Annotated in this window: 15 protein-coding genes; 10 read left to right on the top strand and 5 right to left on the bottom strand. The window is 59.4% G+C overall.

Going from position 1 to position 16076, the window contains the following annotated elements:
• Positions 1–36: 36 nt before the first annotated feature.
• The 3 genes from yoaA (at position 37) to C4334_RS03555 (ending at position 3095) form a co-directional block, all read left to right on the top strand.
• Positions 37–2004: a DNA repair helicase YoaA gene (yoaA, locus tag C4334_RS03565; RefSeq protein ID WP_352430709.1), complete on the top strand. Its 1968-nt coding sequence runs from the start codon at positions 37–39 to the stop codon at positions 2002–2004.
• A gap of 98 nt (positions 2005–2102) precedes the next feature.
• Entirely contained in the window at positions 2103–2489 is a 387-nt protein-coding gene (gene queD, locus C4334_RS03560) for a 6-carboxytetrahydropterin synthase QueD (protein WP_352430708.1), read from the top strand.
• A 27-nt stretch (positions 2490–2516) separates the two neighbouring features.
• A complete protein-coding gene (locus C4334_RS03555) occupies positions 2517–3095 on the top strand; it encodes a TlpA family protein disulfide reductase (protein WP_352430707.1) in 579 nt (192 codons plus the stop codon).
• A gap of 115 nt (positions 3096–3210) precedes the next feature.
• On the opposite strand, the gene C4334_RS14775 is transcribed toward C4334_RS03555, so the two are convergent.
• Both C4334_RS14775 and C4334_RS03550 read right to left on the bottom strand, forming a co-directional pair.
• Complete coding sequence (locus C4334_RS14775) at positions 3211–3450, bottom strand: zinc ribbon domain-containing protein (protein WP_502943380.1); 240 nt, start codon at positions 3448–3450, stop codon at positions 3211–3213.
• A gap of 402 nt (positions 3451–3852) precedes the next feature.
• Positions 3853–4089, bottom strand: coding sequence for a hypothetical protein (locus tag C4334_RS03550; protein WP_352430706.1), 237 nt, complete (start codon positions 4087–4089; stop codon positions 3853–3855).
• Between the two features lie 1217 nt (positions 4090–5306).
• Between C4334_RS03550 and lexA the strand changes: the two genes are divergently transcribed.
• Positions 5307–5924 (top strand): transcriptional repressor LexA, encoded by a 618-nt coding sequence (lexA, locus tag C4334_RS03545; protein ID WP_352430705.1) that lies wholly within the window; start codon positions 5307–5309, stop codon positions 5922–5924.
• 364 nt (positions 5925–6288) lie between these two features.
• A complete protein-coding gene (locus tag C4334_RS03540; protein WP_352430704.1) occupies positions 6289–6534 on the top strand; it encodes a DJ-1/PfpI family protein in 246 nt (81 codons plus the stop codon).
• Positions 6535–7061: 527 nt separating this feature from the next.
• On the opposite strand, the gene C4334_RS03535 is transcribed toward C4334_RS03540, so the two are convergent.
• Positions 7062–7790, bottom strand: a complete 729-nt coding sequence (locus tag C4334_RS03535; protein WP_352430703.1) for a hypothetical protein — start codon at positions 7788–7790, stop codon at positions 7062–7064.
• A 137-nt stretch (positions 7791–7927) separates the two neighbouring features.
• Positions 7928–9475, bottom strand: a complete 1548-nt coding sequence (locus C4334_RS03530; protein ID WP_352430702.1) for a molybdopterin-dependent oxidoreductase — start codon at positions 9473–9475, stop codon at positions 7928–7930.
• Between the two features lie 199 nt (positions 9476–9674).
• Here C4334_RS03530 and C4334_RS03525 point away from each other — a divergent pair, with 199 nt between their 5' ends.
• Both C4334_RS03525 and C4334_RS03520 read left to right on the top strand, forming a co-directional pair.
• Complete coding sequence (locus C4334_RS03525; protein ID WP_352430701.1) at positions 9675–10112, top strand: thiol-disulfide oxidoreductase DCC family protein; 438 nt, start codon at positions 9675–9677, stop codon at positions 10110–10112.
• A gap of 333 nt (positions 10113–10445) precedes the next feature.
• Complete coding sequence (locus tag C4334_RS03520; RefSeq protein WP_352430700.1) at positions 10446–10787, top strand: hypothetical protein; 342 nt, start codon at positions 10446–10448, stop codon at positions 10785–10787.
• Positions 10788–10790: 3 nt separating this feature from the next.
• On the opposite strand, the gene C4334_RS03515 is transcribed toward C4334_RS03520, so the two are convergent.
• A complete protein-coding gene (locus tag C4334_RS03515; RefSeq protein WP_352430699.1) occupies positions 10791–12032 on the bottom strand; it encodes a VWA domain-containing protein in 1242 nt (413 codons plus the stop codon).
• 477 nt (positions 12033–12509) lie between these two features.
• Here C4334_RS03515 and C4334_RS03510 point away from each other — a divergent pair, with 477 nt between their 5' ends.
• From C4334_RS03510 to glgP, 3 genes are all read left to right on the top strand, one after another.
• On the top strand, positions 12510–13064 hold the full coding sequence (locus tag C4334_RS03510; RefSeq protein ID WP_352430698.1) for an O-acetyl-ADP-ribose deacetylase: 555 nt from the start codon (positions 12510–12512) through the stop codon (positions 13062–13064).
• Between the two features lie 102 nt (positions 13065–13166).
• A complete protein-coding gene (locus C4334_RS03505; RefSeq protein ID WP_352430697.1) occupies positions 13167–13598 on the top strand; it encodes a hypothetical protein in 432 nt (143 codons plus the stop codon).
• A gap of 269 nt (positions 13599–13867) precedes the next feature.
• Positions 13868–16048: an alpha-glucan family phosphorylase gene (gene glgP, locus C4334_RS03500; protein ID WP_352430696.1), complete on the top strand. Its 2181-nt coding sequence runs from the start codon at positions 13868–13870 to the stop codon at positions 16046–16048.
• Positions 16049–16076 lie beyond the last annotated feature (28 nt).

Here is a 16076-nt window from a genome sequence, read left to right as displayed (position 1 = left end):
CACGTTTCGCGCCGCGAGCTTCCCAGCGGGTTTTGCATGGAAGAGATCTTTGGACCAGATGGGCTGATCGCGCAAGCGCACCCGGAGTACGAATATCGCCCCGGTCAAGTGGAGATGGCGCGGGCGGTGCTGCGCGCCTTTGAAGAAGGACGCCACTTGGTCGTCGAGGCCGGAACGGGGACGGGCAAAACGCTCGCTTATCTTGTGCCGGCTGTTGCAGCCGCGACGGGCCGTGGGATGCGCGTCGTCGTTTCGACTGGAACTAAGACCCTCCAAGACCAATTGATGGAGAAAGATATCCCCTTCTTGCAACGCGTGCTGCCGAAGAAGTTCAACGCCGCTTACATGAAGGGGCGCAGCAATTACCTTTGCCTGCATCGTTTCAAAAGGTCTGAGAACTCGCCTCTGCTCGAAGGTTTCGAAGAGTTGAGCTACTTCGACGTGATTCGCCGTTGGGCCAAAGGTTCGCCCACCGGCGATCGTGCCGAATTGAGCGACCTTCCGGAGAGCCTCTCTTTCTGGCGGCACATCGACGCCCGTTCCGAGATCTGTCTCGGTCAGAAATGCGCCGAGTTCGACGCTTGCTTCATCACGCGTATGCGCCAGCGAGCGCAGGATGCCGACATCATCGTCGTCAACCACCATCTCTTCTTCGCCGATCTGGCACTGCGCGGCGATGAATACGGTCGGGTTATCCCCGACTACGGCGCGGTCATCTTCGACGAAGCCCACTTGATCGAAGACGTGGCTGCCGAGTATTTCGGTCTGCAAGTGTCGAACTATCAGATCGCTGACCTGATCAACGATCTCGCGCTGCTGCCCATCACCGACGTCGAGTTGAACCGCGAGCTGAACAGGATCGCCACGCGCCTCGGCGCAATGAACGAGCGTTTTTGGATGGGATTTCAAGGAAGAGGCGAAGACGGACGTTTGCCCATCACCAGAGAAGATTTCGCGCGCGTGGGCCGAAGGGGCGAGACCGAACCGACTCCGCTTGGCGAAGCTTATCTTGCGCTCGACGGCGCGCTCGAGCGTTTGGAGACGACGCTCGATGCCATGGCGGAGCAACCGCCGGAAGTGGAGAATATGTTGCGGCGCGTGCGGCAGGTCCGTTTCGCCCTCTCGTGCATCATCCAGAGCGATGATCGTTCCTTTGTCTACTGGTTGGAACGGCGCGGCGGCGGCGCCTTCTTGCACGCTTCGCCGATCGACGTCTCTGGCCTATTAGCTGAAAAGCTCTTCGAGCGCGTTCAAACGGTGGTGCTGACGTCGGCGACGCTGACCAGCGCGGGAAGTTTCCAGTACCTACGTCAACGACTCGGACTCCCCGAGGAGGCCGATGAATTGGTCGCGCCATCAAATTTCGATTACCGAAAGCAAGCCGTGCTCTACTTGCCAGCACAGATGCCCGATCCGCGCGCTCCCGATTGGACCGAACGCGCTGCCGAGCAGATCTGCCGTATTTTAGAGATCACGCAAGGATGCGCTTTCGTGCTCTCGACCAGCATCGCCGGAATGAATGCGCTCTACGAACGAGTCGCTGCGCGCGTCCCTTACCCCTGTTTGGTGCAAGGGAGCATGAGCCGGAGCAGATTGCTGGACCGGTTCAGACAGACGCCAAACGCCGTGCTCTTTGCGACGGCGAGCTTCTGGCAAGGAGTTGATGTCCGCGGGCGCCAGCTTTCCTGCGTCATCGTCGATAAGCTGCCTTTCGCTGTGCCGACCGATCCGGTGGTCGCTGCGCGTCAACGCGCCATCGACGAGGCGGGCGGATCGAGTTTCTACGACTACAGCGTGCCGCAAGCGGTGATCGCTCTGAAGCAAGGTTTGGGACGCCTAATTCGCAGCACGACCGATTACGGCGTATTGGCCGTGCTCGATCCGCGTTTGCGCACCAAGCCCTACGGGCGCGTCTTTTTGCGCAGCCTTCCGTCCATGCGCATGACTTCCGATCTCGATGAAGTCCGACGCGCATTTTGCTCCGCGAGCGAAGTGCTCGCATAACGGGCGCGCCCGCTTTGATTAAAATAGGGAATAGGCAGATGTTTCTTGAGGAGGGAGCGGGTAGTAGGTCGAGATCCGGAAACAAAGGGTGAACGGAGATGAACGGATATTTCGAAGTGATGATCGAGCGGAATTTTTCGAGCGCGCATCAATTGCGCGGTTACAAAGGCAAGTGCGAAAACCTGCACGGCCACAACTACAAGATCGAGATCTACGCGCGCGGGCGTGAACTGGACGAAATCGGTCTGCTCGTCGATTTCGGCGCGTTGAAGGAGGCGGCCGATGAGGTAGTGCAGTACTTGGACCACCGCAACATCAACGAGTTGCCCCCGTTCGATCGCCTCAACCCTTCGGCGGAGAACCTTGCGCGCTACATCCTGGAGCGCATCGCGGCGCGCATCAACGACGAGCGCGTGCAGGTTTACAAGGTGCGATGTTTCGAGACCCCAACCAGCGTTGCGACCTATCGGGTCGATTGGGATTGAGGGTCGGCGAAGCGGGGAAGTGGATCCGTGGAGAAGAGAGAATTGCGCAAAGCTGTTTTGATCCTTTCAACTCTCGCCTTGACGATTGTCGCCTGCGTATCGCAGCCGACGAAGAGCGAAGCCCCTACAGTTGTTGCACCAAAGCGCGCGGCATCGAATCTACCTGCCGTGCCGGAAGCGTTGATGCAGGCGGAATTGCGCGCACTTGACGGTGGCATGATCCGGCTGGCGGATTACGCCGGCAAAGTCATCGTCTTGGACTTGTGGGCCACGTGGTGTCCGCCGTGCCGTTACGAAATTCCGCATCTGGTCGCACTGGGCAACGAGTACCGCGCACAGGGCGTCGAGGTGATCGGCTTAACAGTTGATGAAAGAGATACCGAACAGAAGCTACGTGCCTTCGCGAGCCAATTCGGGATCAACTATAAGATCGGTTGGGCCGATGCTGATTTCGCTTACTCTCTCATGGGCGATTACAGCTCCATTCCGCAAACCTTCATCATCACGCGGGACGGGAGATTATTGAAGAAGTTCGTCGGGTTCGATCCGCAACGCGGCCCGCAAAAACTGCGCGATGCCATCGAGCAAGCTTTGCGCGAAGGCTGACGAACGGCGCCGGGATCGCGACCTTGGTCGCCGTTCGCGAAGCACCGCGCGAAGACGCCCGCCCGGGGCGAGGCGCGTTCTCCTTGACACTCCCACGGCGCGCAGCGCGTGGGATTCACGGTTCGTCGCCACTTGCCCGCGATACGCAGGTCTTACAGCGGCTCCCCAAGCGTTTTGCGTCTCGGTATGCCCTACCGCGACGGGGATATGTTTTATCCCTTCGGCCCGGATGTTCTCTCGCCGCGTTCAGGTCCCGGTCATGCACCGCCCCACACTCGCAGGTCCAGAGCCTCAGTATAGCGCGCTTGCCTCCCACCCTGTTATGTGCCCCTGCGGGGCACGTGGGGGAGTCCATCTATCCCACCCCTGAAGGGGATGGGTTTTATAGCTCCCCCACACCCCCTCTTTTCTATAAGCGCTTGCAAAGAAGAGGGCGAGCGCAATTGATTGACTCGACGTGGGCGCTTCTTTTATCCGCTTGCGACGGATGACCGCTTTCGTTGCTTCGTCGCCGTCGAGCGCCCACAGTGGATCAACTGGCGAGTTTAACTGAGAGGCCGCGCTTTTCCCCGTGCGCTTGCGACGAATGAGCGAAAATGTGAGTGCGCTTGGGATCGCATCTCTCCGGTGCGCTCACGACGGGCGCGGCCAGGGAAAGCGTCCGGTGAGGATCAGCCTTTCTGAAAGACGGCAAATGACCGGCGGCGCGTTCCGGTCGCCAGGCAGGTCTTGGAGCGCTCCTGACCCGAAAGCGGCTTCATGACTCTTCCCGATGGCGTTGTTCTTCCAGCGCGCGTTCAGCCTCTTCACGTAGTTTTCGCCCTTCGCGTTCGAGTTCGGCGTCTTGCAACCCCTGCGCGACGCTCTCTTTGGCGCGTCCTTCGAGGAGCTTCATTTCCGCTTCAACGCGCTCCTCGACCTGATCGATGGGTGCCTCTTCGCCTGTCTCTTCCTGCGTTTTCACCTTGCGTTTGTCGATCTCCATTTGCCTCATCTCCATAACTCGATGAATTGGGTCTCGGCCCGACTCGTCGCATTTGCGGTTCATGGTCGCATTGCTCGCTCCTTTCAGTCAACCGCAAGCAAAGCCGTAGCACAGCGGCGGTCCATGGTGGCTCTCCAGTGTGCGGCGACAGCTTGTGTTCGGCGCTGGGAGGGTGCTAAATTGAATTTGAAATGGGACGTTGGGTCGCCCAACTCGGTCTCGCTTGCGCGTTGCTCGCATGCCAAATGAGCAATGCCATCGCCGCGCTAGCTTTGTGCGGTGGCGCGACGACAGATTGTTGCGCCGTCGAGACCGAAAAGGCGGCTTGTCCGCTGACGATGCCGCACGCAGGGGAGAGAGCGCAAGAAGGCCAGCGGCCTCAAGCGACCGCTCCATTCGACCGAGATTCGGCTCCGCCGTGCTCCTTTTGCATCGGCTGTCCTGAGCGTTTGCCTGCGTCGCCGTTGATGCGCATCGGCTCAGAGCATCAGATCGCTTCGGCTGCGATCCCGTGTCGAACGCTCACGCTGCTGCCACACAGGCACGCGTCTGACCCTCCGCTCATCGTCCCAAACAGACACTCGCCTCGTTACATACTCCACCACAGCCTACTGATCTAAAACGCGAGCCAAAGCTGGTTCGCGATCCCGACAAAGTTTTCGCTCTACACGAGCCAAGGTGCATCCATCTTCAGGCCTGAAGAGCGCAGCAAGCCGGTGTAGGTGTGTAGCGCGCCTCTTCCGACCGTGGAAGCGCCTTGTGGCTCGATCTTGAGGGAAAGGAGTTGCCAGCATGAGGAAGCAAATAGCCGCTATTGCGCTGTTTGCGGCGCTCGCGCTCTCTTCGTTCGCGTTTGCGACGCGAAGCGAGACGACGTCGAATTCGTGCTGCACGGTAGGCAACGCCTGCTGCAGCACGGGCAGCGCTTGCTGTGTGAACGGACGTTAAAAGCCGATCCAACACGTCGAGGCTCCGGTTCGTCGAAGGCAGGACGGAGCCTCGACCTTCGTCTAACTTGGCGAGTGCGAGGGCGTCGTTAGAAGAAAGCGAGAGAAGAGAGCGCAAGGTGCGACCGATTCGATCCCCACGTCGCGTTGTTCGGCGCGTCGGAGGAAGGCAAAAGGGGGAGCGCAAGGGGCGGAGACTCGACGCCGAAGGCGCCAGCTTCTTGACGCTTCGTTCAGTGAATGGCTAGAATCCGCCAGCGACGTTGGGGAGGAAAGGGAATGAGGCCACGCACGCGGCGGCAGAAAGAGATTCTCGATTACATCATCGGGTTCATCGAAAGACACGGCTACGAGCCGACCTATGCGCAAATTGCGCGCCATTTCGGCGTCGCTTCCAAGGCGACCATCGCTAAGCACATCGATGCGCTCGAACGGCGTGGTCTCATCTCGCGCCGTCGGGAGAACGGGAGCTTCGTTCTGAAAGTGGTGACGGCCCCCGATGGCGCCGTGTACGAGATCCCTCTGCTCGGGCGCGTCGCGGCGGGCGCGCCACTCGACGCCATCGTCGAAGAGCAGACCATTGCTGTTCCGCGTTCGCTTCTAGGTCACGCGCGTCCCGAAACCGTCTATGCGTTGCGTGTTGTTGGCGATTCGATGATCGACGAACACATCTGTGACGGCGACATCGCAATCATTGAGAACCGCACGGAAGCGCACAACGGCGAGATCGTCGTCGCACTTATTCAAGGTGACCGCGCGACGCTCAAAAGGTTCTACCGACACGGCGAAGAGATCGAACTTCGTCCAGCTAACTCCCAACTCTCTCCTTTGCGCCTGCCCGCCTCGCAAGTCACCATTCAAGGCATCTTCCGTGGGCTTCTGCGTCCCGCCGCTTGAAGCTTCGAGCAAAGCGCCGCACAGAAGGGCAGGACCGCAACACTTAAAAGGTCGCGCGCTTCGCGTTGCAAGAAGTGCAACGCGCCGCTCTTGTCGCGCGCTTCAGCTCTTGGCATGAACTTTGCCCGCAGCCTTACAGCAAAGATGAGAAGCACTATTTGCGGACGGTTCGAAGGCAGTTGCAATCAAGGAGGAATAAACGTGGGTGGTTCAAGCAAAAGCATATCTATTCTGACTGAGAACGGCGTCGAGGACGTGGAGTTCCTCATCCCGTACAGCGCGCTGCGTGAGGCTGGGCGGAAGTGACCGTGCTCTCGAGTCTCAGCTGAACACGAAGTATGTGGGCAAGCATGACAAAGTCTCAATGGAGGCGGATGCCACCACGACCGATGCATTGCCCGAAGATTTCGAGGCGGTGGTGATCCCAGGGGGCATGGCGCCCGACCGCATGCGTACAAACACGAAGACAGTTAACTTCGTCCGTCACGCCTGCGAACAAGGGAAGTTGATCGCCGCGATCTGTCATGGGCCGCAAGTTTTGATCGAAGGCGATCGCAAACCGGCGGCGACGACGATTGGAACCTCTCGCTTAAATCGACCGATCCGGTGACGGTCGAACTGCTCGACGACATCGCCACCGAAACGGCGAAGCACGAACAGAGGATCGCGGATCTGTTGCACGCGCGAGCATCCAGTCCGCAACAGCGAAGGGCTCAACCCACAACGGACACTGCCACCGACGGCGCATGATCGAATGGACATGAATGGGCGAAAGCGTCATCATGACGCCGAGGGAATTTCGCTTTCCCTCAGTGCTCTGCATCTTGTGGTGACCAACAAAGGCCCACTTGCCGCGAGGACCAAAGGGTCATTCGGCGCGATTTCACGGTCTTCCTGAAAGCCCTCGCCTTTCGCTAAAGGGAGGAGGCGCTTTCCTCTTCCAAGAGCTCACCGCGGACTCAACACCGAAGGAACAGAAAGCCGCTGCGCTCGCGGCGCGTTCAAACGAAGGAGGCTCCCCTAAATCTTTCTTTGAATCTGGTGGTAACTGCGGCGCCCGAATCAGCTCTCCGTTTGCCTTTCCGATCCTTTCTGCCGGCGAAGTCGGAAACAAGGACGCTACGTGCGCTCAGCATTCTACGCGACGAGATGCGACAAGCGCCTGCGCGCTTTGGCGATCTGCCGAGACAGATCGTCGGCCATTTCGGCCAGCGCATCGCGTCCTTGCTTTGCTGCCTCTTCGACCTTCAGCTTGACACGATAGAGAGGGTCTTGTTTGAGTCGCTTGATCCCGAATTCGACGGTGATCAACTCCTCTTTGAGATCGAGCAGCATGGTTGCGGGATCGCGCGCTTCGTCCTGTCTGCGCGACGCGACGCAGTAGGATTGCAAGTTTTCGTCGTTGAGCAGCACGTTGAGGCTTTCGATGTCGCCTTCGCGATAGGCGCGACTCGCTTCAGCCATGATCGCGTGGCGGCGTTGGGCATCTTGCGGGTTCGCAGCATGGTCCGGATGGAACATCTTAGCGGCGGCCCAAAACAACCGACGAAGCGTCGGTCTCCGCTCGGCTGCCGGAGCTTCGCCCTTGGTCTCCTGCGTCTGTTCGGGTTCATCTTCATTCTCGCCCAGGAGTTTTCGCTCAGCCTCGCGAATGGCGCGCTCGACCTCGGCCAGCTCGGCCAGTTTGCTGCCGACCACGCGCGTATAAAGCGCGCGGAACTCCTGCATCGCTTCTTGCAGCGCCGCCAATTCGCTTCGTCTCTCAGCCAGAAGCTTTTCGAGCCGCACGATTTCGTCGGCGAGGTTCGGACCGCTTCGGCGCGCCACGAGCGCAGTCAATTCGGTGTTCAAGATCGTCTGCCCCATATTTCTTTAGTTCGCGGCGTGGAGCGGGAAGTTTAGCAAAATGAGGGGCGAAAAGTCTTCTCCCGACGTGCTGTCGAATTCAGCGCGCACGAACAATTGCCGCGCGCTGAGTTGACGAGGATGAACGGCCTTGCGACTTAAGCGACGTTGACTTTTATGCGGTGGTATCCCGACGCGCCGTCGGGAAAAGGATCGGCTCTTTCAGCCGTTTGTGGCGCGCCTTGGCCGTCAACAGCGCGCACGGAGAGGACGTATTCGCCGCTCTTTTCCGGCGTCCAAAGGTACCGCCAGATGGTCCACGTCGTCGGCGAAGCTTCAGGCAAAAGCTCCGCCTTGATCCATGTTCCGCCGGGCGCATTGTGACCGGCTCGTTCGATCAAGACTTCGACCAAACTGATGCCGCGATTGCCGCTGAAGGCGACTCCGCCGACTTCGTAGGTCTGTCCAGCTTGCAGTATCTCACCATCGCGCGGCACGGTGAATTTGGACATGGTTTTGACCACGGCCGTATCGGCCCAGCCGCGTTGTTGCCAGTAGCCGCGAAAATCTGTGGTGACCACTTCGATGTCGGTCAACCATTTGACGTTCTCCATGCCGAAGAGGCCGGGTACGAGCAGACGTACCGGAAAGCCATGATCGCGCGGGAGCGTCTCGCCGTTCATTTTGACGGCGAGCATGGTCTCGTCGCGTTGCGCCCATTGCACGGGGATGCTATCTGTGTAGCCGTCGGCGGCGCGCAGCGCCAAGTCACGGCTTCCGTCGCGCAACACAGCGCGTTCGAGAAGCAGTTTGAGCGGCACACCGGTCCAGCGCGCGTTGCTGATGAGATTGCCGCCGACTTCATTCGACACGCATTCGAGCGTCACATCGCGCTCGACCATCGGAAACGAAAGCAATTCATCGTATGTCAAAGAGAACGGACGTTCGACGTTGCCGCGGATCGAGAGCTTCCACTCGCGCGCGTCGATCACCGGGTTGAAAGCGTTCTTGGAGACTTGGTAGAACTCCTCGTTCGACGTGCGAAACGAGGGCAATCGCCCGCTGACGATCCCTACTGCGGCGACCAGCGAGCGGAACAGCCCGCGTAAGACGAGCGCTGTAAAACCAATGGTGATCGCTGCGACGCTGAGACCGAAGAGCGTTTGGCGACGGGCGATTGAATGGGCCACTTGGCTTCCGCCTTCTTCAGGCGCGGAGATGTCCGCCAGCAGGCTGAGCACCAAGCTGAAGGTCAAGTTGAAGAGCAATAGCGAGATGATGGTCGGACGCAGCGGGTAGCCGGAGAGGATTTGCGGTTGGATCCACAAGATGGCGCCGATAAATAGCGCGGTGAAAGTGATCGGCAGCAGCGAAAAGGCGAGACCACGCGCGATGGCGCTTTTGCCGGGGAGCACGTCGCGCGTGCGCGCAAAGAAAAGGCCGAGCGCGGCGGCAGCAGCGAAATAGACGAGAAAGGCAATGGCGACGCCGCCGATTTTGGCTCCCTTGCCGAATGTTTCGATGAGAAAGCGCGTGATGCGCGGCGGCGAAAACTCGATGCCGAGTTGCGCGCTCACTTCGGGAAGGAATGCGGCGTTGAATTGCGCGCGGAAAAAGTATGAGACGGCGAACGCGGCGGTCGCCGCGAGCACGGCTGCTGCCGCCGCTTGGAATCTCTCTTTCGGCTGGCGTTCCGCTTCGTTCATCTTCTTGCTGTCTTTCTGGCAACGGACGACGTTCGATCAGACAGTGGATGCCTCGTGGCAAAACCGACCTTTCACCGAGGGCGCGTCGAATTGCCGATCGGGCACGTTCGTTCAATCGAACGTCGCTCGCCGATCTGATAAGATAACATCATACGCCGCTCAATTTACGAAAGCGAGTCGCGCGATGGATTTACGCGGGATGAAATTGTTGGAAGTTTACGTTGATGGGCGATGCCGGCTTTGCCAACGCATGCGCGCTCTGGTCGAGCCGCGGGACCGCGCGCACGCCATCGAATGGCTCGACTACAATGAAGAGCATGCAGCGGCGCGCGCCGCACCCACAACGCGCGAGCAGTTAGATGCGCGAATACACGTCCGACGGCTTGCCGATGGCGTGTGGGCTACGGGTTATGATGCATGGCTGGAGATCCTGCGCCTTTTGCCGGGATGGCGTATGCTCGCGCCCGTGCTTTCAACTCGTCCCATGAGGGTCGTCGGGCACGCGCTTTATGAGTTCATCGCGCGAAATCGGCGGCGCTTCTTCGGCACGGTTGACTGCGACGATGCATGCTTCGTTCACGACGGCGACGTCCCAAGGAAGATGCGGATGAAAAAGGCAGAGAAGAAGTCCTCTTGACGACCGAAACTACGAACGCGCGCGGAGATTCGCTTCACGCTCGAACGCAGGCGCAGAGCGAGATGAGAATGGGTTCGCCCTTTTCGTCGGTCGTGTGCTTGCGGCCCCGCACGGAAAGAACGGGCACGAGAATGCTCTTGACGTCGGCCAGCTTTCTTTCGTACAAGAGCCTTTGCGGGAGTCCCGCTAGCGCCCCAATGGCGATTGCGACCAAGATGAGTTATGTCGTCAGCCGTTCGTAAAGCTTTCCTTTGTGGATGCGCAACGCACCGGAGTTCGAGGTGGAAGTCGCGTTTTTGCCTGTTGCGGTCATCAGCCGCCTAGTTCGCGATCATGAAGAACAGTTCCAATCGGTTGTATTGCGTTGTAGTCGAAGGTTCTTACTTTTCCGAAGCCGAAGCCAAGCGCGCCCTGCTCGATCCATTCATCGAGGATTGGGTCGAAGAGCGCGGCCATTTCCGTGCGCACAACTTGTCGGAGATCGAGGCGGCGCCGGGCGTAGCGCTCGGCGCGTTGGCCATCGAGATGATCGACGAAGGCGTCTTCGAGATCACCAGCGCCGATCCAGATCATCCGCTGACCGAGCATCGGGCGCGTTGTTTGGCCGAGACGATTCGCCGTCACAACATGTTCGATGCGGTCGAGATCGAACCGTGCGATGAGAACCGAGTGTGAGGTTCACCCGGATTTGCGCGCGACATAGATGTAAGCGCGTCGCGCTTTCAATTGCAACCCTGCGCGTCGCGGAGCCACTTCGATCCGGCGGCGTTCGCCTTCGGGCGCAGAGTCGAGCGGGCGACGCGGCGCGTAGGTGATGATGTACTGCGCTGTGATGTCTCGCGCCACCTCTTCGGCGCGCACAAACATCTCTTCGACCGAAGCGGGTGCGGGGGCGAGTCCGCCCGTCTCGGCAGCCAACGCGCGCAATCGTGCCGCTCCAGTTTGCATCGCCTTTTTGTATTCTTCGAGCCGTTTGCGCTGTTGGCGATTCAGATCGATGGTGATGCCGCCCGGCGTCCTGTAGATCGGCTGCGCTTGTGATGGGAGTTCGCGAATCACCTCTTCCGGCACCCGGCTTTGGCCGCGCGAACGGATGATCGCTTCTCGTTTTTCGATCTCTTTTCGTCCGATCTCGCTGTAATCCACGTAGTGCACGGTGGTGCCCGTTTGCACTAGCCTGCTTGCGAGCGTTTCGTCGAAGAGGCGGCCCGACGGAGTCTCCGCTCCATCAGTGAATAGCACTAGGTGACGGTTGAGGCTAGAACTCTTTGCGAGGTATTCGGCTGCGACCCGAATCGCTTCCGCGAGTCGAGAGCTCCGCCCCGAGAAGAGGCGTTGCGTGATGATTTGCGCGGCGGCCTTTTTGTCGGTGGTCCAGTCTTGCAGGATCTCCACGCGGTCGTTGGATTGCATGATGGCGACGCGATCATCCGCGCGTAGTTGCGCGAGCAAGCGAAGGGCTACAGCGCGCGTCGTCGCCGGATCTTTGGCTGAGTTCGGTCCAACGCTGGTATCAAACAGCAGAAGGACATCGGCGGGAATTCGCCGCAGACTGCGAATCCTTTGCGGCACGCCGTTTTCGAGCAGAAGCACGTCATCGGCTTCAAGCGTCGGGTCAGCTGCTCCGCGTTCGTTGCGCGCGACTACGGGGACGATCACCTCTTCGGTGATCACTTTCAGCGTCTCTTGATCTCGTCGCTCTTGTAATCGAGACGCGGGAGCTTGTGCTGCCAAGCGCGCCGCACTCGACAGCGAGATGAGAAACAACGCGCACTTGATTGCGAGTGCGACGCGCCAGCCCGCCATGCTGCGCTTTGTGCTCACATGCTCGCGGAACATCGCCGATCTTTTCATGAACAGCGCGAACACCCAGACGCGCGTTTTCGCTGCGATTTGGCGAACGACGGTCAACCCTTTCATCTTTCGCTTTGATGCATGCGCCGCATCAAGTTGGTTGCTCGACAAGCCTCTGAAAGACCTTCTCGAAAATGATCGTCATTGCTGTGATGAGCATCGGCGGCAATCCTCAATCGCGGATGATCTTCCCAGTTCGAACGCCGGAGTGGCATGCGAAGGGTGGGGGGGGGAGCCACTCTTGTCGCGCGGCTATTTGCCGTTCGCCTGAGGCACCCCTTATCGGTCTTGGTTCCACCCTCGTTTGCGCGTCTTGATTGGACGCGACATGTCGCTTGCAGAGAAGCTGGCGACGAGACGGTGCCGTCTTTGCGATACGCAGGCGCGTCTCGTATAAAATTTCGTTCGCTCAGGTCAAATCCCCTGCTGTTTATCAAACAGCGACGCGGCACGCCCTATGAACGAACGGTCCGCGTTGCGACGAGCGTTGCTGCAGGGGCGCTTTCGGGCGCTAGGATCAATTGCGCTGACGGAGGGGAGCTTATGGAAGAGAGGACGTTTTTGAACGGGCGTGTGCGAGTTCTCGTCGGTGACATCACTGAACAAATGGTTGATGCCATAGTCAACGCGGCCAATTCGTCTTTGATGGGCGGTGGCGGCGTCGATGGAGCAATTCACCGCAAAGGGGGGCCGCAGATACTGGAAGAATGCCGTGAAATACGCCGCACCCTTTATCCGCAAGGATTGCCGACGGGCGAAGCCGTGATGACCACCGGTGGCCGTTTGCCAGCGCGTTACGTCATCCACACCGTTGGCCCCATCTATGGGCAGCACGCGGGACGAGAAGCGGAACTCCTCGCGCGATGCTACGAAAATGCGCTCGCGCTCGCCGCTCAGCAGAAACTACGCCGCATCGCTTTCCCTTCGATCTCGACCGGAGCTTACGGTTACCCACGCGATCAGGCAGCGCGCGTCGCTTCCAAGGCGATTCGCGACTTCCTCGCCCGAGATGCAACCATTGAAGAAGTTAGATTGGTCTTCTTCTCGCCGGAAGACGCGCGTGTGTTCTTGGAGCATCAGACTTTTGAAAGCGGTTGAGCTGCAAAAAGACGTTGGCTCGAAGACTTGAGCGACGAACCGCAAGGCGCGCGAATGGCGAGGCTCGGCCCGGCGTAAACTCCCAGCGTCGTCTCTCTATCGATGTCGCCGTTTGATGGATATAGTCTTAACAGTTGCCTGCGCATCGCCGTCAAGGAAGAAAAGGATCACGAGGCTGCCGTCAAAGGATTTGTCTCCTTCGTTTTCGACCTCATCCCTGCCGGAGGCAAGCTCAAGGATCTTTTCGGCGAAGTGCTTGGGAAAGATGTTGGCGAATTCGTCGGCAAAATAATCGCCGAGAAGGGAGTTAATGCAGCGCGAGAGGATGTCGCGAAGTACGTCGCGAATCGCCTCACGGAGGAGACGGGGCTGTTCGGGTTGGGCAACGGAGCTAGGGTCAAGAATCGCAACGATGTGGATGAAATACTGCGCGGCGCGTTCGAGACCAACAAATTCAGTCAGCTCCAGATCGAGAGGTACAACAACGGCCTCGGGACGGCCTATGATGCTTTGGAAGGCAGCGGTTTATTGTGACCGCCTTTGTGAGTCATTAGGCAAGGGGGGTGAACGACTCGCACTCGTTCAACCCCCCCATTTTTAATTTTCGGTGCTGTGAGGTGGCGAAGTGACATTTTCAAAGAAGGTGATCGAGCATCTTGAAGCTCGCGCAATCGTCTTCGCCCAATCGCGTGACGCGAGCGAGTTGTCCTGATGGGCTGAGCGAGCGTTGAAGCATTATGGCGTCGAAATCTCCTGATCGCTCCTTGACTAATGACGGCGGACCAGTGTGCAATTATGCGGTTATGATTACGGAGGAGAAAGTCGAAAGGACAGAAGATAGAACGAGCGAGCGAAAACAACGGCCCTTGCCGATCACGTTGCAAGCGCTGGCCCGCTTGGCGTGGAACTATTGGTGGAGTTGGAGCGAAGACGCGGCCATCTTCCGCGATCTCGATCCAGATGCTTGGGAAGAGTGCGAGCACAATCCGCGCCGTTTGCTGAACGAAGTCTCCGATTTTCGTTTAATGCAGATGGCGACCGATCCCGGTTATGTCGCTCGCGTGCGCGCTCTGGCCGAAAAGTTCGATCGCTATATGGAGCGCCGAGGGGCGTGGTCGCCGCGACGCGCACGCGAGATCACAGCGGCACATCCGGTCGCTTATTTCTGCGCCGAGTATGGGTTGCATAATAGCCTGCCGATATATTCGGGCGGGCTGGGGATTCTCGCTGGCGACCATTTGAAATCGGCCAGCGATCTCGGTCTCCCGCTCGTTGCCGTCGGGCTTCTTTACCGTTACGGTTACTTCCGTCAACGGATCAGGCGCGACGGATGGCAAGAAGAACACTATGGTGAGTTGCAACCGGATCTTTTGCCAGTGTTCCCCGTGCTGGATGAGAACGGCGCGCCAGTGGCGGTCGAAGTCCTCATCCGCGGGCGCACGGTGCGCGCGCGCGCGTGGCGCGTGCAGGTTGGGCGCGTCGCTCTTCTGTTGCTCGATTCTAACCTGAAGGAGAACGATCCTACAGACCGCTGGATCACCGGACATCTATATGGCGGCGACCGCGAAACGCGCGTCGTGCAAGAGATGCTTCTCGGCATCGGCGGCATCCGTTTGCTTCGTCAATTGAAGATCGAACCGCGCGTCTATCATCTGAACGAGGGACATTCGGCTTTTCTGACCCTTGAGCTGGCGCGCGAATTCATCGTGCAGGGATCGAACTTTGCGGACGCCGTAGAGCGCGTGCGCCGCCTGTGCGTGTTTACGACGCACACGCCGATCGCCGCTGGCAACGACGAGTTCGATCCGGCGTTGATCGAACGGTGTTTCGGTGAGGTCTACTGGCGTGAGTTGGGGCTTACGCGCGAAGAGTTCATCGCGCTCGGTCGAGTCCATCCGACGCGCGACGACGAGCCTTTTGGTATGACGCCGCTTGCTATCAGGATGAGCCGCTCAACCAACGGCGTCAGTCGCAAGCACGGCGAAGTCTCGCGCGCTTTGTGGCGCGAGCTATGGCCGGACGTGCCGACCGAACGCATGCCGATCGCGCACGTGACCAACGGCGTTCACGCGCCGACGTGGGTCGCGCCCCTGATTCGGGCGATCTACGAGAAGCGCGTTGGAAAGAGCTGGACTGAAATCATGTTGGACCAGAAACGTTGGGCGCGTGCCATCGAGAAGATCGCGGACGAAGAGTTGTGGGAGGCGCACTCTCTGCTCAAGCAGCAGCTCGTCGCTTTCATTCGTCACCGGTCGCACTACGCTTGGTTGCAGCGCGGCGAAAGCCCTGAAAGGGTTGACGCCGCGCGCACTCTGCTCGATCCGGAAGCGCTCATCATCGGGTTTGCGCGGCGCGTCGCCGGTTACAAGCGGTGGAGCTTGCTGCTTACCGACCCGGAGCGTCTGTTGCGTTTGATCGACGATGCGGAGCGCCCCGTGCAGTTCGTCTTCGCCGGCAAAGCCCATCCGCAGGATATGGAGGCCAAACTCGTCCTGCAGCGCATCGCGCAGTGGCGTGCCGATCCGCGCATCATGCGCCGCGCCATCTTCTTGCAGGACTACGATCAAGAGATAGCCCGGCAACTCGTGCAAGGCGTGGACGTATGGTTGAACGTGCCGCGTCCGCCGCTTGAAGCCTCGGGCACGAGCGGACAGAAAGTCGCGATGAACGGTGGGTTGAACCTGTCCGTGCTAGACGGTTGGTGGATTGAGGGGTTTGACGGCACGAACGGCTGGGCCATCGGCGACCCGACGATCATGCACGCTTCCCTAGAAGATGATGCGCGGCATGCCGAAGCGCTCTACCGCTTGCTCGAAGACGAAGTGGTTCCGCTCTACTACGAGCGCGATGCCGACGGCATCCCGCGTCGTTGGGTGGCGATGATGAAGCGCGCCATTGCGACGCTCGCGCCGAAGTTCAATAGCGACCGCATGGTCCGCGACTATACGCGGGAGATCTACCTTGCGAAGCGAAATCGTCCTTGAAGCCGTAGCGAAGGGTTTGGGTTCACCC

Source organism: Pyrinomonas sp. (assembly GCF_040289685.1).
Lineage (GTDB): Bacteria > Acidobacteriota > Blastocatellia > Pyrinomonadales > Pyrinomonadaceae > Pyrinomonas.
This window is presented reverse-complemented; position numbering and strand designations above follow the sequence as displayed.